The organism is Streptomyces sp. NBC_00572 (genome assembly GCF_026341815.1).
In the GTDB taxonomy this organism is placed as follows: Bacteria; Actinomycetota; Actinomycetes; order Streptomycetales; family Streptomycetaceae; genus Streptomyces.
The window spans coordinates 1-15,358 of record NZ_JAPENX010000004.1 but is presented as its reverse complement, the minus strand read 5'-3'; the positions used below and the strand labels follow the sequence as shown (position 1 = coordinate 15,358).

Below are 15,358 nucleotides of genomic sequence, written 5' to 3'. Positions count from 1 at the left end.
CTTGTCTCTGACGTGCCGCTGTTCACGTTCATGTTAGTCACTAACATTAAGGTAGTGTGTACCACATGAGCGAGCGGAAACCGACCCTGCGGGAGCGACAGCGGTCCGAGACGCGGCACGCGATCCAGGCGTACGCGGTACGGCTGTTCACCGACCGCGGCTACGACGCCGTGACGGTGGCCGACGTCGCCGAGGCCGCAGGCGTCTCGGCGATGACCGTGTACCGGCACTTCCCCACCAAGGAGGACCTCGTCCTCGTGGATCAGCCCGCACTGCTCATCGCGGAGCGGGTTGCCGCGTCGTCGGCGGGGGAACCGGTGGTGCGGAGGGTCGGCGGGGCGCTCGTCGAAGCTGCCGCGGCACTGACCGGGGGTGGGGGTGAGCCTGTTGCCGACGAGCGGTTCCTGCTGGACTGCCTCCGGCTCATGGTCTCGACGCCCTCCCTGCGGGCCCGGCACTTGGACAGCCAGTACGCGCTGCAGGGGGTCATCGTCGACGCGCTGGGGTGCGATACGGCAGATGCCGAGGACGTTTTCCGCGCGCGGGCGGCGACCAGCGCCTGCCTGGCCGCCATGCATACGGCGCTGACGCGCTGGGCCGACGACGACGGACGCACGAGCCTGCCCGACCTGATCGCGCAGGCGCTCGCGGCCGGTACCGGAGGGAAGGACTGAGACGCCTTGCCGTGTCGGCGAGAGTGCCCGCGGTTGCTTGGCGAGCGAGGGCGACGACACGGCGCCGGTGGAGGAGGTTGATGGCGCCGATGTCCTGGAGGAACGAGGCCTCGGGCACGGTCAGCTCGCCGGCCCGCTCGTACAGGGCGCGGATCCCACCTCGGCGAGGCCGGGGCGAGCCTGCTGATGCCGATGGCCACGTCGCGACACAGGAGGCCGGAGAACGTCCGCCGCCACTTCACGCCCTCGCCGGACGCCATCGCGGAAATCACCAGCCTCCTGGCCCCGGGCGACAGCGGACGTTGATCGCAGCGCCGACTATGCGGCAGTGCCGATCCACAGGTCGGTGCTGTGGGCATCGACGAGAGCACTGATACGGGTGAGCGCCTCGCCGACCGGCTGCGGGTCGAGTCGGCGTCCGTCGCGCAGACGTAGGGCGACGTGATCGTCAGCGGCCTCCTTGGCGCCGATGACGGCTTGGTAGGGAACCAGGCGGGCCTCCCGGATACGCGCGCCCAGGGTGCCGCGGTCCGGTCCTACGATCTCGGCACGCAGCCCGAGGCCGGCACATCGCTGGGCGAGGGCTGCGGCGTTCGGCAGTTCGGTGTCGGAGATCGGCAGGATCACCAGTTGAGTGGGGGCGAGCCAGGCAGGGAAGGCACCGCCGTGCTGTTCGATGAGATGGGCAACGGCTCGCTCCACACTGCCGATGATGCTGCGGTGGACCATGACCGGGCGGTGTTTGGCGCCGTCCGCGCCGATGTAGTGCAGGTCGAACTGCTCGGGCTGGTGGAAGTCGACCTGGACGGTGGAGAGGGTGGACTCCCGGCCGGCGCCGTCGGTGACCTGGACGTCGATCTTGGGGCCGTAGAACGCGGCCTCGCCCTCCGCCGCCTCGTAGGGCAGGCCGGAGCGGTCGAGGACGTCGGTCAGCAGGGCGGTGGACCGTTGCCACTTCCCAGGAGCGGCAACGTATTTGCCACCGCGGCCCGGGAGGGAGAGCCGGTAGCGGGTCGGGGTGATGCCGAGCGCCTCGTAGGCCCGGCGGATCATCTGCAGCGCGGCCTGCGCCTCCTCGGCAACTTGATCCAGGGTGCAGAAGATGTGCGCGTCGTTGAGCTGGATGGCCCGCACCCGGCTCAGCCCGCCGAGCACGCCGGAGAGTTCGGAGCGGTACATGCCTCCCAGCTCGGCCATGCGCAGGGGCAGCTCGCGGTAGCTGTGGGAGCGGGAGCGGAAAATCACCGCGTGGTGAGGGCACAGGCTGGGCCGCAGGACGACCTGCTCACCGCCGAGGTCCATCGGGGGGAACATGTCGTCGCTGTAGTGCGCCCAGTGCCCGGAGATCTCGTACAGCTCCCGCTTGCCGAGGACCGGCGAGTACACGTGGCGGTACCCGGCTCGCCGTTCGGCGGCGCGGATGTACTCCTCCAGGGTGTGCCGTACGGTCGCGCCGTCGGGCAGCCAGTACGGCAGGCCCGCGCCGATCAGCGGGTCGGTGTCGAACAGGCCCAGTTCACGGCCGAGCTTGCGGTGGTCATGCATGGCGGTCTCCTCGCGGACATCGGGCGAGTGACCGAAAGGCGAAGCCCCGGGGCACTCGCCCCGGGGCTTCGGACTAAGACATCTGTCAGCGCGCCGGGACACTCTCCGGCGTCGTCGTCATAACAGCGCGCTTCATGCCGCAGACGTTAGCAGGCCGCAGCGACGTCCACACGGTCATTCCTCGCCGGCGGCGCCCGGGTCACGCAGGGGGACAAGTCCCCTGGTGATCACTGGATCGGCGATGTGTCGACCTGGGAGTCCAGTGATCATTTCAGGATCTGCTGAGGCGGTGAAGTGCGGCTCTGAGCTGGGGTTTTCGCGGAGTATCGGGACCTGGAGCGACGCTGAGGTGCAGAGTTGGTGATCTGCTCGGAATGGAGTGATCGGCGCGGGGTTCCTTCTGTGCTCCGCAGTTGGATGGGGTGGGTTTCGGGCCTCGGGGCCCATCGCCGGGTCGTTCGCACCGGCTACGGCAAGCACCGGGGTTGGATTTCCCTCGACCCGCTCGTGGATGTCGGAGCCACGAGTCCAGGATTCGAGGTACGAGCGCAGGGCCGCCGACGAGGAGCGTTCAGAGCCGCTCACTCTGGCATCCAGCCATGCATCGTCGTGCTGGCTGCCGGTGGTGACGTCGAAGATCGTCCTGCGGTTGCCGGAGTCCTCCACGGCCCCGACGAACAGGTCCCACATCTCCCCTTTCAGCTCCCCGATCGCGCGTGCCACCGGCGAGCTCGTTGATGAGTCGGCGCGCGTGGGCTCGTCGAGGGCCTGGAGGCCGCTATGGGCGAGCATGGCGAGTGATCAGCTCTGCGGTGTCGCCCGTACGGCCGGAGACAGCGATCAGCGCGTGCCGGGCCTGTCGTCCTGCCGAAGGGAGGGCACATGATCACGGGAAGATCTTCACAGTGCTGCCTCCGACCAGATCGCTGAGCACCAGGTGGAAGGTTTCCACTTCACGATCGGGCGCATCTGTGGCGGAGGGCAGGGTCACCAGCATGTGGTTGGCGCCGACGAAAGCTCTGTGCCCGAATCGCCGCCCGTACAGGCACCGGGCCTCTTCCAACTGCTCACTACTGACTTGTCCTGCAGCGAGGGCGATGAGCGTTCGGTGGATCGCCTGCAGCCCTGCTACGTACTCAGGAACACCTGCGGGCCTACCACCGATGGTGAGTGCTCTTTGGGGCCGTCGGCCATCGGCTGTCAGGGGAGCGAATACCTCCCCAAGCACAGACTCGACGAGGTCCCAGCGCACCGGTGTCCTCGACATGGCACTGTCCAGGACCAGCTTCGCCTTCCGTACCTGCGTAGGCGTCGCGTTGGGGTGAGTGAGATCGTCGACCACGCCCGCCACGTCCTTCTGGATGGCTTTCAAGGGCAGACGCAGTTGCTTCGAGGAGAGAGTCTTCAGGGCGCGCCTGGCTTGCTCGGTGGGTATGTCCACGGGGCATCCGACGATTCCGAGGAGCCACATGTAGACCACTCGTCCCAGGATCCGGTTGCGTCGGTCGCGCGGGGCAACGGGAATGTCTCTCCTGGCTCTGAGAACGTTGATGAAGTGCTGCCCCTGCAGGTGAGGGAAAGTGCGCTGGCTGCTTCCGTGCCGTGAACCTTTTTGAAACTCCGGGCTGCACAGCATGCCGATCTCAATCCAGTCGGTGATGAGGCGTCGGCTGACCTGGGTGAAGCCGTGCTCGTGGGCAATCCTGAGGAGGTCATCAGCGGTGAGCGGCACGTCGCTCTGCCTCTGTGCTGCCCTCATCGCAGGACTCCGGCTGCCAGGCTCGCTACAGCCGTCGTCAGCGCGGCCGCCACACTGGAGAGAACCGCGACCAGGACCGCTTCGCGGACCTTAGTGCCTTGGGAACGTAACGAGCAGTCACAGGCCTCACGGCGATCCTTGCGGCTGCGTATCGACATCGTGCCTCCTTCATGGCCTCGGCCGTTACCTGGCGGGCTCGGCGGGGGACCACTATGCCCAGCGCAGACAAGCCGCTGCGTCGTCTCGTGCCCTCGCTTCGGTGTAAGTTCTGTGCCGCCTCAGATGCCGGCGGTGATGTCAGGCAGGCTGAGGCCGAGGAGTAGGGCGGGTAGCCAGCCGATGAAGATGATCACGGCCCAGGCGGTGGAGTCGGTCAGGCGGGCGGCGAGGGCCATCGCAGTGCTGGCGACGCCGAGGTTGGCGAGGATGCCCAGCAGCAGTTTCCACGTGCTCAGGTCGGGGTCGTTGTCGAAGGCGACGCTGAAGGTGATCCCGGTCAATGTGCCAAAGCCGAGGTCGAGCGCGAAGGCCAGGAGGGCCACCAAGTGGGGCAGGAGGAGCCAGGCCACGTTCTTGGCGGGGGAGGGGCCTGGTGCGGGACGCGGCGGAGTCAGGCGCGGGGCTGTCACGCGTTCGCGGGCGGCGCGGAACGCCTCGACTTCTTCTTGTGTGGCGCCCATGGCCTTGACGAGGCGCTTCAGATTTTCCCATTCGGGCATCACCAGGCCGCCCGTCCAACACCGTACGAGCGCGGCGTGCCTGTGTGAGGCCCGCCCGGTCGCGGCCCGAGCCATGGAGGGATAGCTCCACCGTCTCTCGCCGGCCCGCCGCCTGAGCGCCCGGATCTGTCCTCCCAACTGGCCTTCGTGGGACATGCGGGACAGCGCCTGCGCCAGCTCGCTGGGAGGCGCCTTCTCGTCGGCGTCCTTGCTGGTCGAAGAGTTGTCCACGTTGTTCGCGTTGTCCACGCCCTGCCCGTGGAAGGTGTCGCCGCCGACCGGGAGTGTCCACGACGTCGTCCACGATCCCGTCTTCGGCCTCGTCCGCATGATCAGGGTTGGGGGCCGGCGGTTGGGCGGGTGTCTTCGTGGTCCAAGCGCCCAGCCCGGTCGGGAGCAGGATGTCCTCTTCGTGGTCCGGTCCGTCCGCGGGATGCTCCCGGCTGTCACGGTTGGTGTTCAGCTCAGCAATGACGGTCCAGGGCGGAGTCGGCGGGATGCCGCCGGTCCCACCTCGGCCGCCACGGCTGGTGTCTGACCTACCGCTGACGGTCCAGGGCAAGACCGGCGGAGGACCGGCGGCACGGTCAGACCCGGAGCCGGCCCCCGTATCAGCCGGTGGGACGCCGATGAGGATGTCGGGTCCTGCGGGGCCGGTGTCGAAGGAAGCGACTCCGAGGTCGCCTCCCAGGTCTTCGATTCCCTGGTCACGTTCGACGAGCTCGTCGGCCGAGAGGTCGAGCGCGTCGGACATCATGTCGAAGGAGAGCAGCAGCGGGTCGACAGCATCCCGTGGTGCGGGCAGGGCGGCCGGCCCGCAGATCCGGGCCAAGGCCCTGCAAGCCCCCACTGCACCGTGGCCCCCGGCGGTATGCCGGGGGCCACGGTGCAGTGGGGGAGGTCTTGGCTGCTCACCTGACCTGGGTGCCGGAGGGCTTACTTGAAGGTGATGTCCCAGTGGATGCCGCCGTTGCGGGGGGTCTCGTAGACGTACTCGGCGGAGATGCCGTTCAGGGTGCCGTGCCAGCGGGGGTCGTTGCCGCGGGGCTTGCCCTTGCGCTGGGTGTTCTTGATCCAGTTGGTGACGCAGCGGCCCTCGTCGCGGGTGCGCAGGTCGAGCTTGTAGCCCTTGGCGTGGCTGTAGTTCCCCTTGGTGCTGTGGCCGGACTCGGTGCCGCCGGTGATGACGATGGTGCAGCGGCTGGCCTTCCTCAGGGCGATGACGCCCTGGATGGTGCGGGCGCGGACGCCGTGGAGGGAGGTGCGGCCGACGGGTCGCTGGATGCCGGCGGCGGCGAGCTGGCGGAGCGCCAGCTTGTGGTCGAGGCGGACGTCGCGAGGGGAGGCGGGGACGGCGAGGGTGCTGGTGCCGGCGATGAGGCGGTGCCATGTCGTGGGCCTGACGACCCCGTCGACGGCGAGGCGGCTCTTCTTCTGGAAGCTGCTGACCGCGGCCTTCGTCTTCCTACCGAAGACGCCGTCGGCCTTCACGCCGAGCTGCACCTGGACGGCCTTGACCGCCTGGCCCCGGGCGCCGGAGGCGACGGTCAGGTTGGTCAGCTTGGCCCAGGTCTTGGCGCCGATGACACCGTCCGCCTTGAGGCGGTTCTTCCTCTGGAAGTCCCGCACCGCCTTGGTGGTCTTCTGGCCGAAGGCGCCGTCGGCGGCGAGGCGGTGTCCACGGGCGGCCAGGAGGTGCTGGGCGGTCAGGACATCGGTGCCCCTCGAGCCGGTCTTCAAGGCCGGCCACACCGCCCTCAGGGAAGTGGCGTGGGAGCCGGTGCGGGGGCCCGGCTTCGTCGAGGCGTTGGCCTCGTCGCCGGTGGCGTTCACCGCGCCGAGCGTGCCGCCGGCCAGAAGCACGGCCGCGAGGCCCTGGAGCAGAAGGTTCCTGACGTTCTTACGCATTCTCGTCCTCATTCAGGTGTGCCCGTTCCCCGCTCGCGGCGGGGGCGGGAGTGTGTTGCCGGCCCCGGGGGGCGGCGCTGACGAGTTGAAGGTTTGGCGTACCGCCGTTCCTTTGGAAGCCGGACCCGCGTTCCTGTCGTTCCGCCTGTTCCGGCGTCCGCGCCGGTGCGTTCCACAGGGCGTTGACCTGGGGAAACGAGGAATGGGTGGAACGGTGATCCGCGGTTGGCAGGGGGGCCAGGGCGTCCCTGGTGCGGTGGCGGTGTCCCGTCCGGGCGCAGAGCGAGGAGGGGCTGGGCCCGTCTGCTGGTGGGGGCTGGAAACGCCGACCGCCCCCGGCAGGAGATGCCGGGGGCGGGTCGGGTGAGGTGGTGGGGGATCAGCGGACGTAAAGCGTCAGGTTCTTGGGCCAGCGGGCCTGATCGAGGCGCTTGAACAGGTCCTTGATGTCGGTGGGCGTGAGCTTGATGCAGCCGAGGGACCTGTAGTCGTTGGGGCCTTCCCAGCGGTCGCTGTCATCGCGGTTCGGGTTGTCCTTGCCCTGACCGCCGTACCGGTTCATCTCGCTGTGGATGAACAGCTGCGTACGCGTGACGGGCTTCCTGCCGGCCTTGGGCTTGCAGGCCTTGTCGGGGAGCTGGATGGCGTAGCCGTCGATCGCGTCGCCGTCGCGGTTGGTGAAGTGGCCCTGCACCCTGTACGCGCCGCTGGGCAGCCACCCCTTGCCCGAGGCGCACTCGTCCTTGCTGCCCATGCCGGAGCCGGCGCGCCAGGACTTGAGGACCTTGCCGTCACGGACGAGGGAAAGCTTGGAGTAGGTGGGGTGCTTCAGGTTCTTGGAGAACTGCAGGGAGTATCCACGCACGACCGGCTTCGCGGGCTTGACCTTGGCCGCGATGGACCCGGTGATCAGAGCGTTCCACGTCTGCGGGCCGACGACGCCGTCGCCCCGCAGATTCTTCTTCTTCTGGAAGGCGGCGACGGCGGCCTGCGTGCCCTTGCCGAAGACGCCGTCGGCCTTCACGCCGAGCTGGACCTGGACGGCCTTGACCACGTGACCCCGGTCGCCGCGGGTGACAGTGCGGGCGGTCAGCTTGCTCCAGGTCTTCGGGCCGATCACTCCGTCGGCCTTGAGACCGGCGCGCTTCTGGAAGGTCGCGACCGCCTGGGCGGTCTTCGGCCCGTAGATCTTGTCGGGGGTCACGGCGTACCCGCGGGCGGCCAGCAGGTGCTGGGCGGTCAGGACGACCGTCCCCTTCGAACCGTTCTTCAGCTTCGGCCACACACCGGTGAAAGCCGAGTTCTTGCCCGTGGCGCCGTGCGCGCCTGGCGTCGTCGAGGCGTTGGCCTCGTCGCCGGTCGCGTTCACCGCGCCGAGCGCGCCGCCGGCCAGAACTACGGCCGCAAGGCCCTGGAGCAGAAGGTTCCTGACGTTCTTACGCATCTTCATCCTTCGATCGCATGCCCACGTTCCCGCTGGTGCGGGAGACATGGAGCGGTGTCGCCGCTCCTGATGGGCGGCGCTGACGAGGTGAAGATTCGGGGTACCGGCGTTCCATCGGTAGCCTGATCAACTGTTCCAGTCGTTCCGTGTGTTCCAGTCGTTCCACATGGCCTTTGACCTGCGGAAAGAAGAGGCTGGAACGCGCGGTTTTCCGTGATCGTGTCGAGGGGGACGCGTGCTGTCCGAGGACGAGGGCCGCCAGAGGGGCAATCCGCCGGCGGAAGTCGAGGCCCTGCGGGCCGAACTGGTTCGGATCAAGGAGGAGAAGAACCTCTCCCTAACCGCCCTCGCCCACGACAGCGAGATCTCCCGGTCGACCTGGAACCGGGTTCTGAAGGGAGAGTCGTTCCCGCCCCGCAAGGAGATCGAGCGGCTCAGCAGGCGCCCCAGGCTCGAGGCGCAGCACCTGCTGGGATTGTGGGAGGCCGCCGACGCGGCACTCAAGGCCACAGCGGCGGACGCTGCCTCGGCCGGCGCGCCACCAACGGCACCGGACGACGACGTCGCGACCGCCCCGCCGACCACGACGGCCCCTGCTCCGGCCGCTCCGGACAGCTCCACCGCTCCCGTTACTCCGGCACCGCCCAGCGACCCGGCCGACGATGCCCCCGGAGCCACGGCCAGACCTACCTCGGGCGAGCCACTGCCCTCCGACTCCCCGTCCGGACGCCCGAACACCACCCCGGCCGCCGAGACCACTACGGTTGTTCCGCGCGTCCCAGCGGCCCCTGCTCAAGACGGCCCCGCAGAGTCGGCGGTCGATGCGGCCTCGCCGTCCCCGGCAGTGGCCCCGGCGCCCGCTGCCGAGGAGATCGCAGTCGTCCGCCCGGTCCCCGTCCCGGCGCCCGCCACCAAGACGGGGAAGATCGCCAAGATGCTGATCACCCTCCTGGCGCTCACGGTGGTGCTCCTCATCGGACGCTGGGCCGCCATGCCCGATCCGGACAAGAACGCCCTCGGGCCCCAGACCACCGGGCCCCAGACCACCGGCGAAACCCAGCCCGGCGCTACCGAAGACGCTGGCGAGGGCGGTGACCCGGGCAACGAAGAGTCACCCCAGGACATGCCCCCGCCAGCCGATGACCCGACGGCGGCAGGAAACGACGACAAGCCGCAGGACTCTCCCGCCACCGGCCCCGGTGACCTGGGATCGCCCGCGCCGGGCGCGTCGTCCGGCATCGAGAACACCACCGCCCCGAGCGGACGGGCGACGCCGGACAAGACCCCTTCGGGTTCCCCGACCCCGACCACGACACCCTCGACGGCGACGCCGACGACCGAGCCCACCAAGGCCCCGACGACAGCCGCGTCGCTCGGCGAGGAAGGGCGTACCGCGTGCGCCCACTACAAGCCCAACCGCAGGGTGATCCTGGCCAAGGGCATGGTCGGCACCAACGTCGCCCAGGTGCAGTGCCTTCTCAACCACAACTACGACTACACCCTCCCTGAGGACGGTGTGTTCGGCGCCAACACCGAGGCCGGGGTGAAGGCTGTACAGCGCTGCTCCGGCATCACGGCCGACGGCAAGGTCGGCCCCGACACCTGGAAATACCTCGACTACCCCAAACCCGCCTGCGGCCACTGACCACGCGGCGGTACGGCCGGGTCAGTGACGACCAGGAGCCGGACTCAGGTACGTATCTGAGTCCGGCTCCTGGTCGTCCAGCATTGCCCTCGCCGACGGATTGGCCGGGGCCGGAGAGTGTCAGTCAGGGATCCATCTGACGCGGTAGCGAGCCTGGAGTTCGTCGGCGGTGTCTGTGTGGATGCTTCCGGCCCAGCTGGTGTGCCGGTCGTAGGTGAAGCCCGGCACCATGTCGGGATCGACCTTGAGTACCAAGGCGGCGACGACCAGTACTTCGTGCCCATCGGCGAGCGTGACCGTGCCCCCACCTACAACCGGGTCTTCCCGTCTCCCCACGGCATTGCGCCTCCTCGGGGTGAGCATGCACGGGGATCGTTCCGCATATGCAGGACGCAGGCAACCGTCCTGGGTTGACTGCGATCCTCCAGTTCACGCCGTTCTCCTTGAGTCGTCGTCGGCCTCTCGGTAGCGGCGCATGGCCTTGCTGTCCTTGCCCCGTCCGCCGGCTTCTCGGCGACGGGGTCGCCGCTGCCAGCGCGGGCAGGCTCGGTGACCAGGCCATTTCGGCGGAGCTGTGGCCGGTCGGGAGGTGAATGAAGCCTGGGTTGGTCAACGAACGTACGCAGCTGCGCGACGAGCCACTCGAAGGTGATTTCCTCCTCACCGCGCCGCTTCTCCAGCTCCTCGATGCCACGGTCGGTGAAGTACACGGTGAGCCACCTGGTGAGGCGAGGGGACGTTGAGATGCGGCCCGGTCCGCCCGTCGCAGATGCCCACCACGGCTCCGGTGGCACAAAGAAGAAGCAGGGGCCGGCCTGAAATCTTCCAGTTCGACCCGCCCAAGCCCCACTACTGGGGCACCGGCTTCTTCATCGCCCCCAGCTGGGTGCTGACCTGCGCCCATGCCGTGGCAAGGGGGAGTCAGGTTCGAAAGCTCCAGCTACTGACTGGCGATCGCCCCGCTGGTGATCTCGGTGCCGCCATTGCCGTGCTCTCAGACCCTCCCGATCAACCGCACTGTCCTGTTCGATCCCGCAGCCCACACGTCCGGCCCTGGAAGGCGTTCAAATGTCCCTCAGGATTGAGGTCTTGCGGGGCTACCCCGCAAAGCCTCCAACGTGTGGCCGCCGTCCGATGCCGGGCACGGGAGAACTTTCTTGACCTACTGGAGGACCGCCATGCCCATCTCGATCGACCCGCTGCTCGCGCTGCCTCTGCTGGTCGGCATCTTCTGCATCGCCCTTGTGGCCATCGTCTGCATCGTCGCCTTGCTCCGTGCCGACCGCGCCGACACCGTTGCCGTCATCAAGGCCCTGCCCGAGCTCGCCGCGACGCTCCTGCGGTTTCGTCGGCGGCCCCGGCGATGACGCCCACGAGCTCCTCGACTCGGCCGTGTTCTCGTATAGCTGCCGCCACCCGTCATGTAGCGCTGAGTAGTTACGCGGGGCCATGGTCGCGCTGCTGGAGGTTGACGAAGTCGGTGTGCGCGGCTTCGACGGCTTCGGGGTACGCCTCGCGGTGGGCGTGTTCGGTGAGCGCCCGGTAGATGCTGGCGACCGAGGGGCTGTGTCCCTTGCGCTTGCCGGTGGGGATGATCAGGTCGGGCTGGATTTGCTCGACGGACTCGCCGCCCGCGCGGCGCCGGAGCACGGTGTGGAGCATGTCGTCGGTGATGACGGGCGGCCGGCCGCCGTGCTTGCCCTTGCGGGCCGCGGTGTCGAGCCCTTCGAGCGTCGATTCCCGGATGTTCTCCCGCTCGGTCTCCGCCATCGCCGCGAAGAACGCGAACAGCAGCTTGCCCGGCCCGGTGGGGTCGTAGATGCCGGGCAGGGGCCCGGCGAGCATCTCCAGGACCAAGCCGTGGGCGGTTAGGTGGTCGGCCAGAGCGGTGAGCTCTGCGGCGTCGCGGCTGAGCCGCTTCATCTCGTACACGGTGAAGATGACCCGGCAGTGTGGGGCGTGCGCCTTGACCTCCCGCGCAGTACGGAGGGCCGCTTCGAACTTCGGGCGGACCCGGACGCGGGTGCTGATCTTCTCGGCGAAGATCTTGTCCCGGGGGATGTTGTGCTTGCTGAGTGCGTCGAGCTGGGAGTCGAGTTCCTGGCCGAGGGGCGAGCAGCGGGCGTAGCCGATGCGGATGTCCGCGCTCGGCAGGTCCGGGTCGATCGGTGCCGGGGGCGGGGTGCCGGGCCGCCATGGGCGGCCCGGACCGCGACCGGCCGGGGTCGGCACCCGCAGTTCCTTCTTCAGCCGGGGCACCAGGGCGAAGCGGCGGGTGTGGTAGGCGGAGGCGACCGCGCCGCTACGCGAGCGGCACGGTGATCCGGGCTGGGCTTCGCACTTCGGACAGGCGTGCGCCTCGACGTCGTCGGCGTCCGACCGGTCGGCCGGAGAGGGGTGCTGAGGGTCCGTCATGGACCCGGATTTTCGCACAATGCAAGTCTCACAACGGGGTCCGTACCGCTTTCGGGTGAGAACGGGTTGTGAGAACGAATCCGGGTCCGGCGTGGGTCTGATGGCTCACGGTCGATCTTGCTCGGGCAAAGGGCCGTTTGTGAGAATTCGACCGTCGCGAGTTCACGAGCTTGAGTCTCCAGCAGGGGGAGACCAGAGGGTGGGGACATGAACGGCCGCACGCTCTACTCGATCGGCGAACTGGCCCGACGGGCCGGTAGCACAGTCAAGACCATCCGGTTCTACTCCGACTCCGGACTCCTACCGCCCGCTGACCGCAGCCCAGCTGGCTACCGCCTCTACGACCACGACGCCGTCGCACGCCTGGATCTTGTGCGAACCCTGCGCGACCTGGGACTGGACCTCGCGGCCATCCGGAAGGTCATGGACCGGGAACTCGCGCTGTCGGAGGTCGCCGCGGTACATGCCGACGCGTTGGACGTGCAGATCCGAATCCTGCGGCTGCGGCGCGCAGTGCTGACCGCGGTGGCGGACCGCGGGGCTACCCCTGAGGAGACACATCTGATGCACAAACTGGCCAAGCTATCCGAAGTCGAACGCCAACAACTGGTCGGCGACTTCCTCGACGCCGCGTTCGGTGGCGTGGGTACCAGCTCCATGTTCGCGGGAATCATGCGCTCGATGACTCCGGAACTGCCGGACAACCCCGATACGGAGCAGGTCCAGGCATGGGTGGAACTGGCCGAGCTGTCGCAGGACCTAGACTTCCGCGCCCTTGTACGAGACCTGGCACAGGAGCAGACGGCCAGGTACATCCCGGGCCGTCCACCCGCGCTGCACAACGACTTGGCTGCGATCGTCCGTGGCCAGATCACGCCGGCCGTGGCAGCGGGTGTCGAACCGGCTTCGCCCCAGGCCGGTCCGGTCGTCGCGGTTCTCATGACCCGCTGCGCACATCTCCTCGACTGCGGTGACGATGCCACGTCGCGGGGGCAGCTCTTGGTCCGGCTGGAACGTATGAATGACCCTCGGAGGGAGCGGTACTCCTCGCTGCTTGCGGTGATCAACGGCTGGCCGGGTCCGGAGAGCCTGCGGCCGGTGCTCGACTGGGCCGTCCATGCTCTGCAGGCTCGGACACGGAGATGACGGGACGACTGCGGGGCGGCATGGACCAGCTATCGCCGAGGCCAGATCAAAGCCCGGCTGTACATGATCCGGCAGTGAACTCTCCCGTCATACTCCAGGCTGCCGCGACCTCGACCGCTCCCGCGCTTGCCCTTCGCCCCTGGTGCGCGGAAGACCCCCGGGTACACGCCGGAGCAGGAGGCCGAGGAGAAGTGCTTGTGGGATCTCGTCTGGGAGCTGTCGGTCGCGGTGTCCACACACCCGTACTGGGCCACCTTGGAGAAGGATGCAGGGTTGGTGGAGGCGCGTATGGAGCTGAAGCAGCACCCGAAAGCCCAGCCGGACGCCGCAAGTGCGGCCAGCGACGCCGAGGCGGCGTGAGCAAGGGTGCGGTTATGGGGATGCCGATAGCCGTTCGGCTGGAGAAGAAGAGGGTGCTGCTGGAGTGGCTGCGGTACCAGGCGGCGGTCACCGAGCGGGAGATCCGTGACCTCGATGCCCAGGACGCCGAGGAGAAGCGGCGCCGGGAGGTCGCGCGGTGTGAGCTGGCGTGGGTGGTCTCGGTGCCCCGGACCCTCGACGGGCATCCGGTGCTCCATCGGGGGAACGGCGGTCTCAGGGCCCGGTACGGGGCCGGGGAGCTCGTGGACCTCGACGGTGTGATGGGAGCGTTCGAGGAGTACCCGGACCTGGAGATGTGCGACGTGTGCGCGCCGTGGGGGAGCCTCGGCCTGGACAAGCCGGCCGACCGGCCCGCGCGGGCGACGGAGGTTGAGTTGCCCTAAGCGGCCTTGTTCCGCCGGGCTGCGGTCGTCTTCTTCGCAGTGGTCTTCTTGCTTGGGGTCCTCTTCGGGGCTGCCTGCATCTTCGGCTTCGGCATCTTGTGCACGGTCGCCTCGCCCTCGCCCTCGCCACCGGTCTCACCGCGGTGCTCGTGGGCTTCGGAGACGGACTTCTCCAGGGCGGCCATTGGGTTGACGACCGGCGCGGTCGCCGCTGTCTCCTCGTCCTTGGCCGGCGCGGGAGTACGGTGCTTGGCCTTCGCCGTGATGACCTCGGGCACGATGTCTGTGCCGTGCCGGTTCTGAAGGATCTGGGTGTTCAGTGGGAGCAGGCCGTTGACGGTGCCCTTGGAACGCCCGCGTCTGCGGCGCAGTGCCTCACGGACGGCGGCGACGGCCCGCTCGTCGGCCCGCCGGTGTCGGGTAGGTGTGGGGTGGGGTGAGGTGGGTGTGGACTCCTCCATAGGTTATCTTCTGTTCGTTTTGAAGCACATCGTGGTGTGAGTCGTGGGATCACCCCCGGGATCACCTCAGGGGTCACTCCCGGGTTTGCTTCTTCTGTCTGGGCAGCGGGTTCCGGTACCCGTGTCTCTTTGTTCTGACGACCTGTCACCAGCTTCCCTCTTTCGTTCCGATGGTCCGTCACTAGCCCCCCTTGCCTTGTCGTTTTTGGGGTGGTGGGGTTTGTGGGTGGCTGGGGTGTGGTGGGGGCCTTCTCTGGAGGGTCGTAGTACTGCCGCCCGGCAGTTGACCTGCCGGCAGTTGACGTGTTCCGGGTCTCTGTTGGGGTTTTTGAGGCACGGTGGAGGGGGTCTCTGACTGTGTGTGGGCCGGAGGCGCAGTACCCCTGGGGTTCTCTTCGCTTCATGTAGTGGCGTCTGGTGTTCAGCACGGAACTCGGGGGATGGGATTTGCGCGTGGAGCATGAGGCGGGTAAGCGCAGCGTCCCGCCCTGGATACAGTGCCCTGGTTCGCGCAGTGAGCCTCCCCATCAGGGCCGTACAACAAGGCCGGCCTCCTTCCAGGCCCCTCAGGCCCCCGGAGCGCAGCGCAGGGGGCCACCCCCGCGAAGCGGGAGATGCAGTGAGCGCAGCGAACCGCTTCACCCTGCACCCCGGACCGCGCAGCGGGCCGGCTCCCTTCGGGTCCCGGAGCGCAGCGGAGGGGACCACCCCGGCTGCGCCAGGGCGGGGGTGAGCGCAGCGAACCCCTTCACCTTTCAACCCGGACCGCGCAGCGGGCCGGCCCCCTTTCAGGCCCCGGAGCGCAGCGGAGGGGCCCTCCGCGAAGCGGGAGGGCGGTGAGCGCAGCGAACCGCTGCGTTTGCTTAGCGCGCAGCGCT

Annotated in this window: 15 protein-coding genes and 2 pseudogenes; 7 read left to right on the top strand and 10 right to left on the bottom strand. The window is 68.5% G+C overall.

Going from position 1 to position 15,358, the window contains the following annotated elements; translation table 11 throughout:
• Nucleotides 1-65 precede the first annotated feature (65 nt).
• Both OG514_RS38675 and OG514_RS38670 read left to right on the top strand, forming a co-directional pair.
• The gene (locus tag OG514_RS38675; RefSeq protein WP_266903131.1) at nucleotides 66-674 is read left to right on the top strand and encodes a TetR/AcrR family transcriptional regulator; all 609 of its coding nucleotides are present in this window, start codon (nucleotides 66-68) and stop codon (nucleotides 672-674) included.
• A gap of 159 nt (nucleotides 675-833) precedes the next feature.
• Nucleotides 834-980: pseudogene (locus tag OG514_RS38670) on the top strand (site-specific integrase); the annotation flags it as partial.
• Between the two features lie 12 nt (nucleotides 981-992).
• On the opposite strand, the gene thrS reads toward OG514_RS38670, so the two are convergent.
• The 6 genes from thrS to OG514_RS38640 form a co-directional block, all read right to left on the bottom strand.
• The gene (gene thrS, locus OG514_RS38665; protein ID WP_266903129.1) at nucleotides 993-2,321 is read right to left on the bottom strand and encodes a threonine--tRNA ligase; all 1,329 of its coding nucleotides are present in this window, start codon (nucleotides 2,319-2,321) and stop codon (nucleotides 993-995) included.
• A gap of 72 nt (nucleotides 2,322-2,393) precedes the next feature.
• Nucleotides 2,394-2,942, bottom strand: coding sequence for a hypothetical protein (locus OG514_RS38660; RefSeq protein ID WP_266903127.1), 549 nt, complete (start codon nucleotides 2,940-2,942; stop codon nucleotides 2,394-2,396).
• 163 nt (nucleotides 2,943-3,105) lie between these two features.
• A complete protein-coding gene (locus OG514_RS38655) occupies nucleotides 3,106-3,951 on the bottom strand; it encodes a hypothetical protein (protein WP_266903125.1) in 846 nt (281 codons plus the stop codon).
• A 305-nt stretch (nucleotides 3,952-4,256) separates the two neighbouring features.
• Nucleotides 4,257-4,946, bottom strand: coding sequence for a helix-turn-helix transcriptional regulator (locus OG514_RS38650; protein WP_266903123.1), 690 nt, complete (start codon nucleotides 4,944-4,946; stop codon nucleotides 4,257-4,259).
• 687 nt (nucleotides 4,947-5,633) lie between these two features.
• Nucleotides 5,634-6,605: a peptidoglycan-binding protein gene (locus tag OG514_RS38645; RefSeq protein WP_266903121.1), complete on the bottom strand. Its 972-nt coding sequence runs from the start codon at nucleotides 6,603-6,605 to the stop codon at nucleotides 5,634-5,636.
• Between the two features lie 379 nt (nucleotides 6,606-6,984).
• The gene (locus OG514_RS38640) at nucleotides 6,985-8,049 is read right to left on the bottom strand and encodes a peptidoglycan-binding protein (protein ID WP_266903119.1); all 1,065 of its coding nucleotides are present in this window, start codon (nucleotides 8,047-8,049) and stop codon (nucleotides 6,985-6,987) included.
• 235 nt (nucleotides 8,050-8,284) lie between these two features.
• Here OG514_RS38640 and OG514_RS38635 point away from each other — a divergent pair, with 235 nt between their 5' ends.
• Complete coding sequence (locus OG514_RS38635) at nucleotides 8,285-9,694, top strand: peptidoglycan-binding protein (RefSeq protein ID WP_266903117.1); 1,410 nt, start codon at nucleotides 8,285-8,287, stop codon at nucleotides 9,692-9,694.
• A 120-nt stretch (nucleotides 9,695-9,814) separates the two neighbouring features.
• Here the strand turns inward: OG514_RS38635 and OG514_RS38630 are convergent, their stop codons facing one another.
• Both OG514_RS38630 and OG514_RS38625 read right to left on the bottom strand, forming a co-directional pair.
• On the bottom strand, nucleotides 9,815-10,030 hold the full coding sequence (locus OG514_RS38630; protein ID WP_266903115.1) for a hypothetical protein: 216 nt from the start codon (nucleotides 10,028-10,030) through the stop codon (nucleotides 9,815-9,817).
• Between the two features lie 272 nt (nucleotides 10,031-10,302).
• A pseudogene (locus OG514_RS38625) lies at nucleotides 10,303-10,404 on the bottom strand (DUF6104 family protein); the annotation flags it as partial.
• Between the two features lie 468 nt (nucleotides 10,405-10,872).
• Here OG514_RS38625 and OG514_RS38620 point away from each other — a divergent pair.
• A complete protein-coding gene (locus OG514_RS38620; RefSeq protein WP_266903113.1) occupies nucleotides 10,873-11,061 on the top strand; it encodes a hypothetical protein in 189 nt (62 codons plus the stop codon).
• 70 nt (nucleotides 11,062-11,131) lie between these two features.
• Here OG514_RS38620 and OG514_RS38615 read toward each other — a convergent pair whose 3' ends face one another.
• Complete coding sequence (locus OG514_RS38615; protein ID WP_266903111.1) at nucleotides 11,132-12,109, bottom strand: recombinase family protein; 978 nt, start codon at nucleotides 12,107-12,109, stop codon at nucleotides 11,132-11,134.
• A 207-nt stretch (nucleotides 12,110-12,316) separates the two neighbouring features.
• On the opposite strand from OG514_RS38615, the gene OG514_RS38610 reads away from it, so the two are divergent.
• The 3 genes from OG514_RS38610 (at nucleotide 12,317) to OG514_RS38600 (ending at nucleotide 14,019) form a co-directional block, all read left to right on the top strand.
• Nucleotides 12,317-13,255, top strand: a complete 939-nt coding sequence (locus OG514_RS38610; protein ID WP_266903109.1) for a MerR family transcriptional regulator — start codon at nucleotides 12,317-12,319, stop codon at nucleotides 13,253-13,255.
• Nucleotides 13,256-13,450: 195 nt separating this feature from the next.
• Complete coding sequence (locus OG514_RS38605) at nucleotides 13,451-13,615, top strand: hypothetical protein (RefSeq protein ID WP_266903107.1); 165 nt, start codon at nucleotides 13,451-13,453, stop codon at nucleotides 13,613-13,615.
• Nucleotides 13,616-13,629: 14 nt separating this feature from the next.
• The gene (locus OG514_RS38600; RefSeq protein WP_266903105.1) at nucleotides 13,630-14,019 is read left to right on the top strand and encodes a hypothetical protein; all 390 of its coding nucleotides are present in this window, start codon (nucleotides 13,630-13,632) and stop codon (nucleotides 14,017-14,019) included.
• Here OG514_RS38600 and OG514_RS38595 read toward each other — a convergent pair.
• Nucleotides 14,016-14,480 (bottom strand): hypothetical protein, encoded by a 465-nt coding sequence (locus tag OG514_RS38595; protein ID WP_266903291.1) that lies wholly within the window; start codon nucleotides 14,478-14,480, stop codon nucleotides 14,016-14,018. The genes OG514_RS38600 and OG514_RS38595 overlap by 4 nt on opposite strands.
• Between the last annotated feature and the right edge of the window lie 878 nt (nucleotides 14,481-15,358).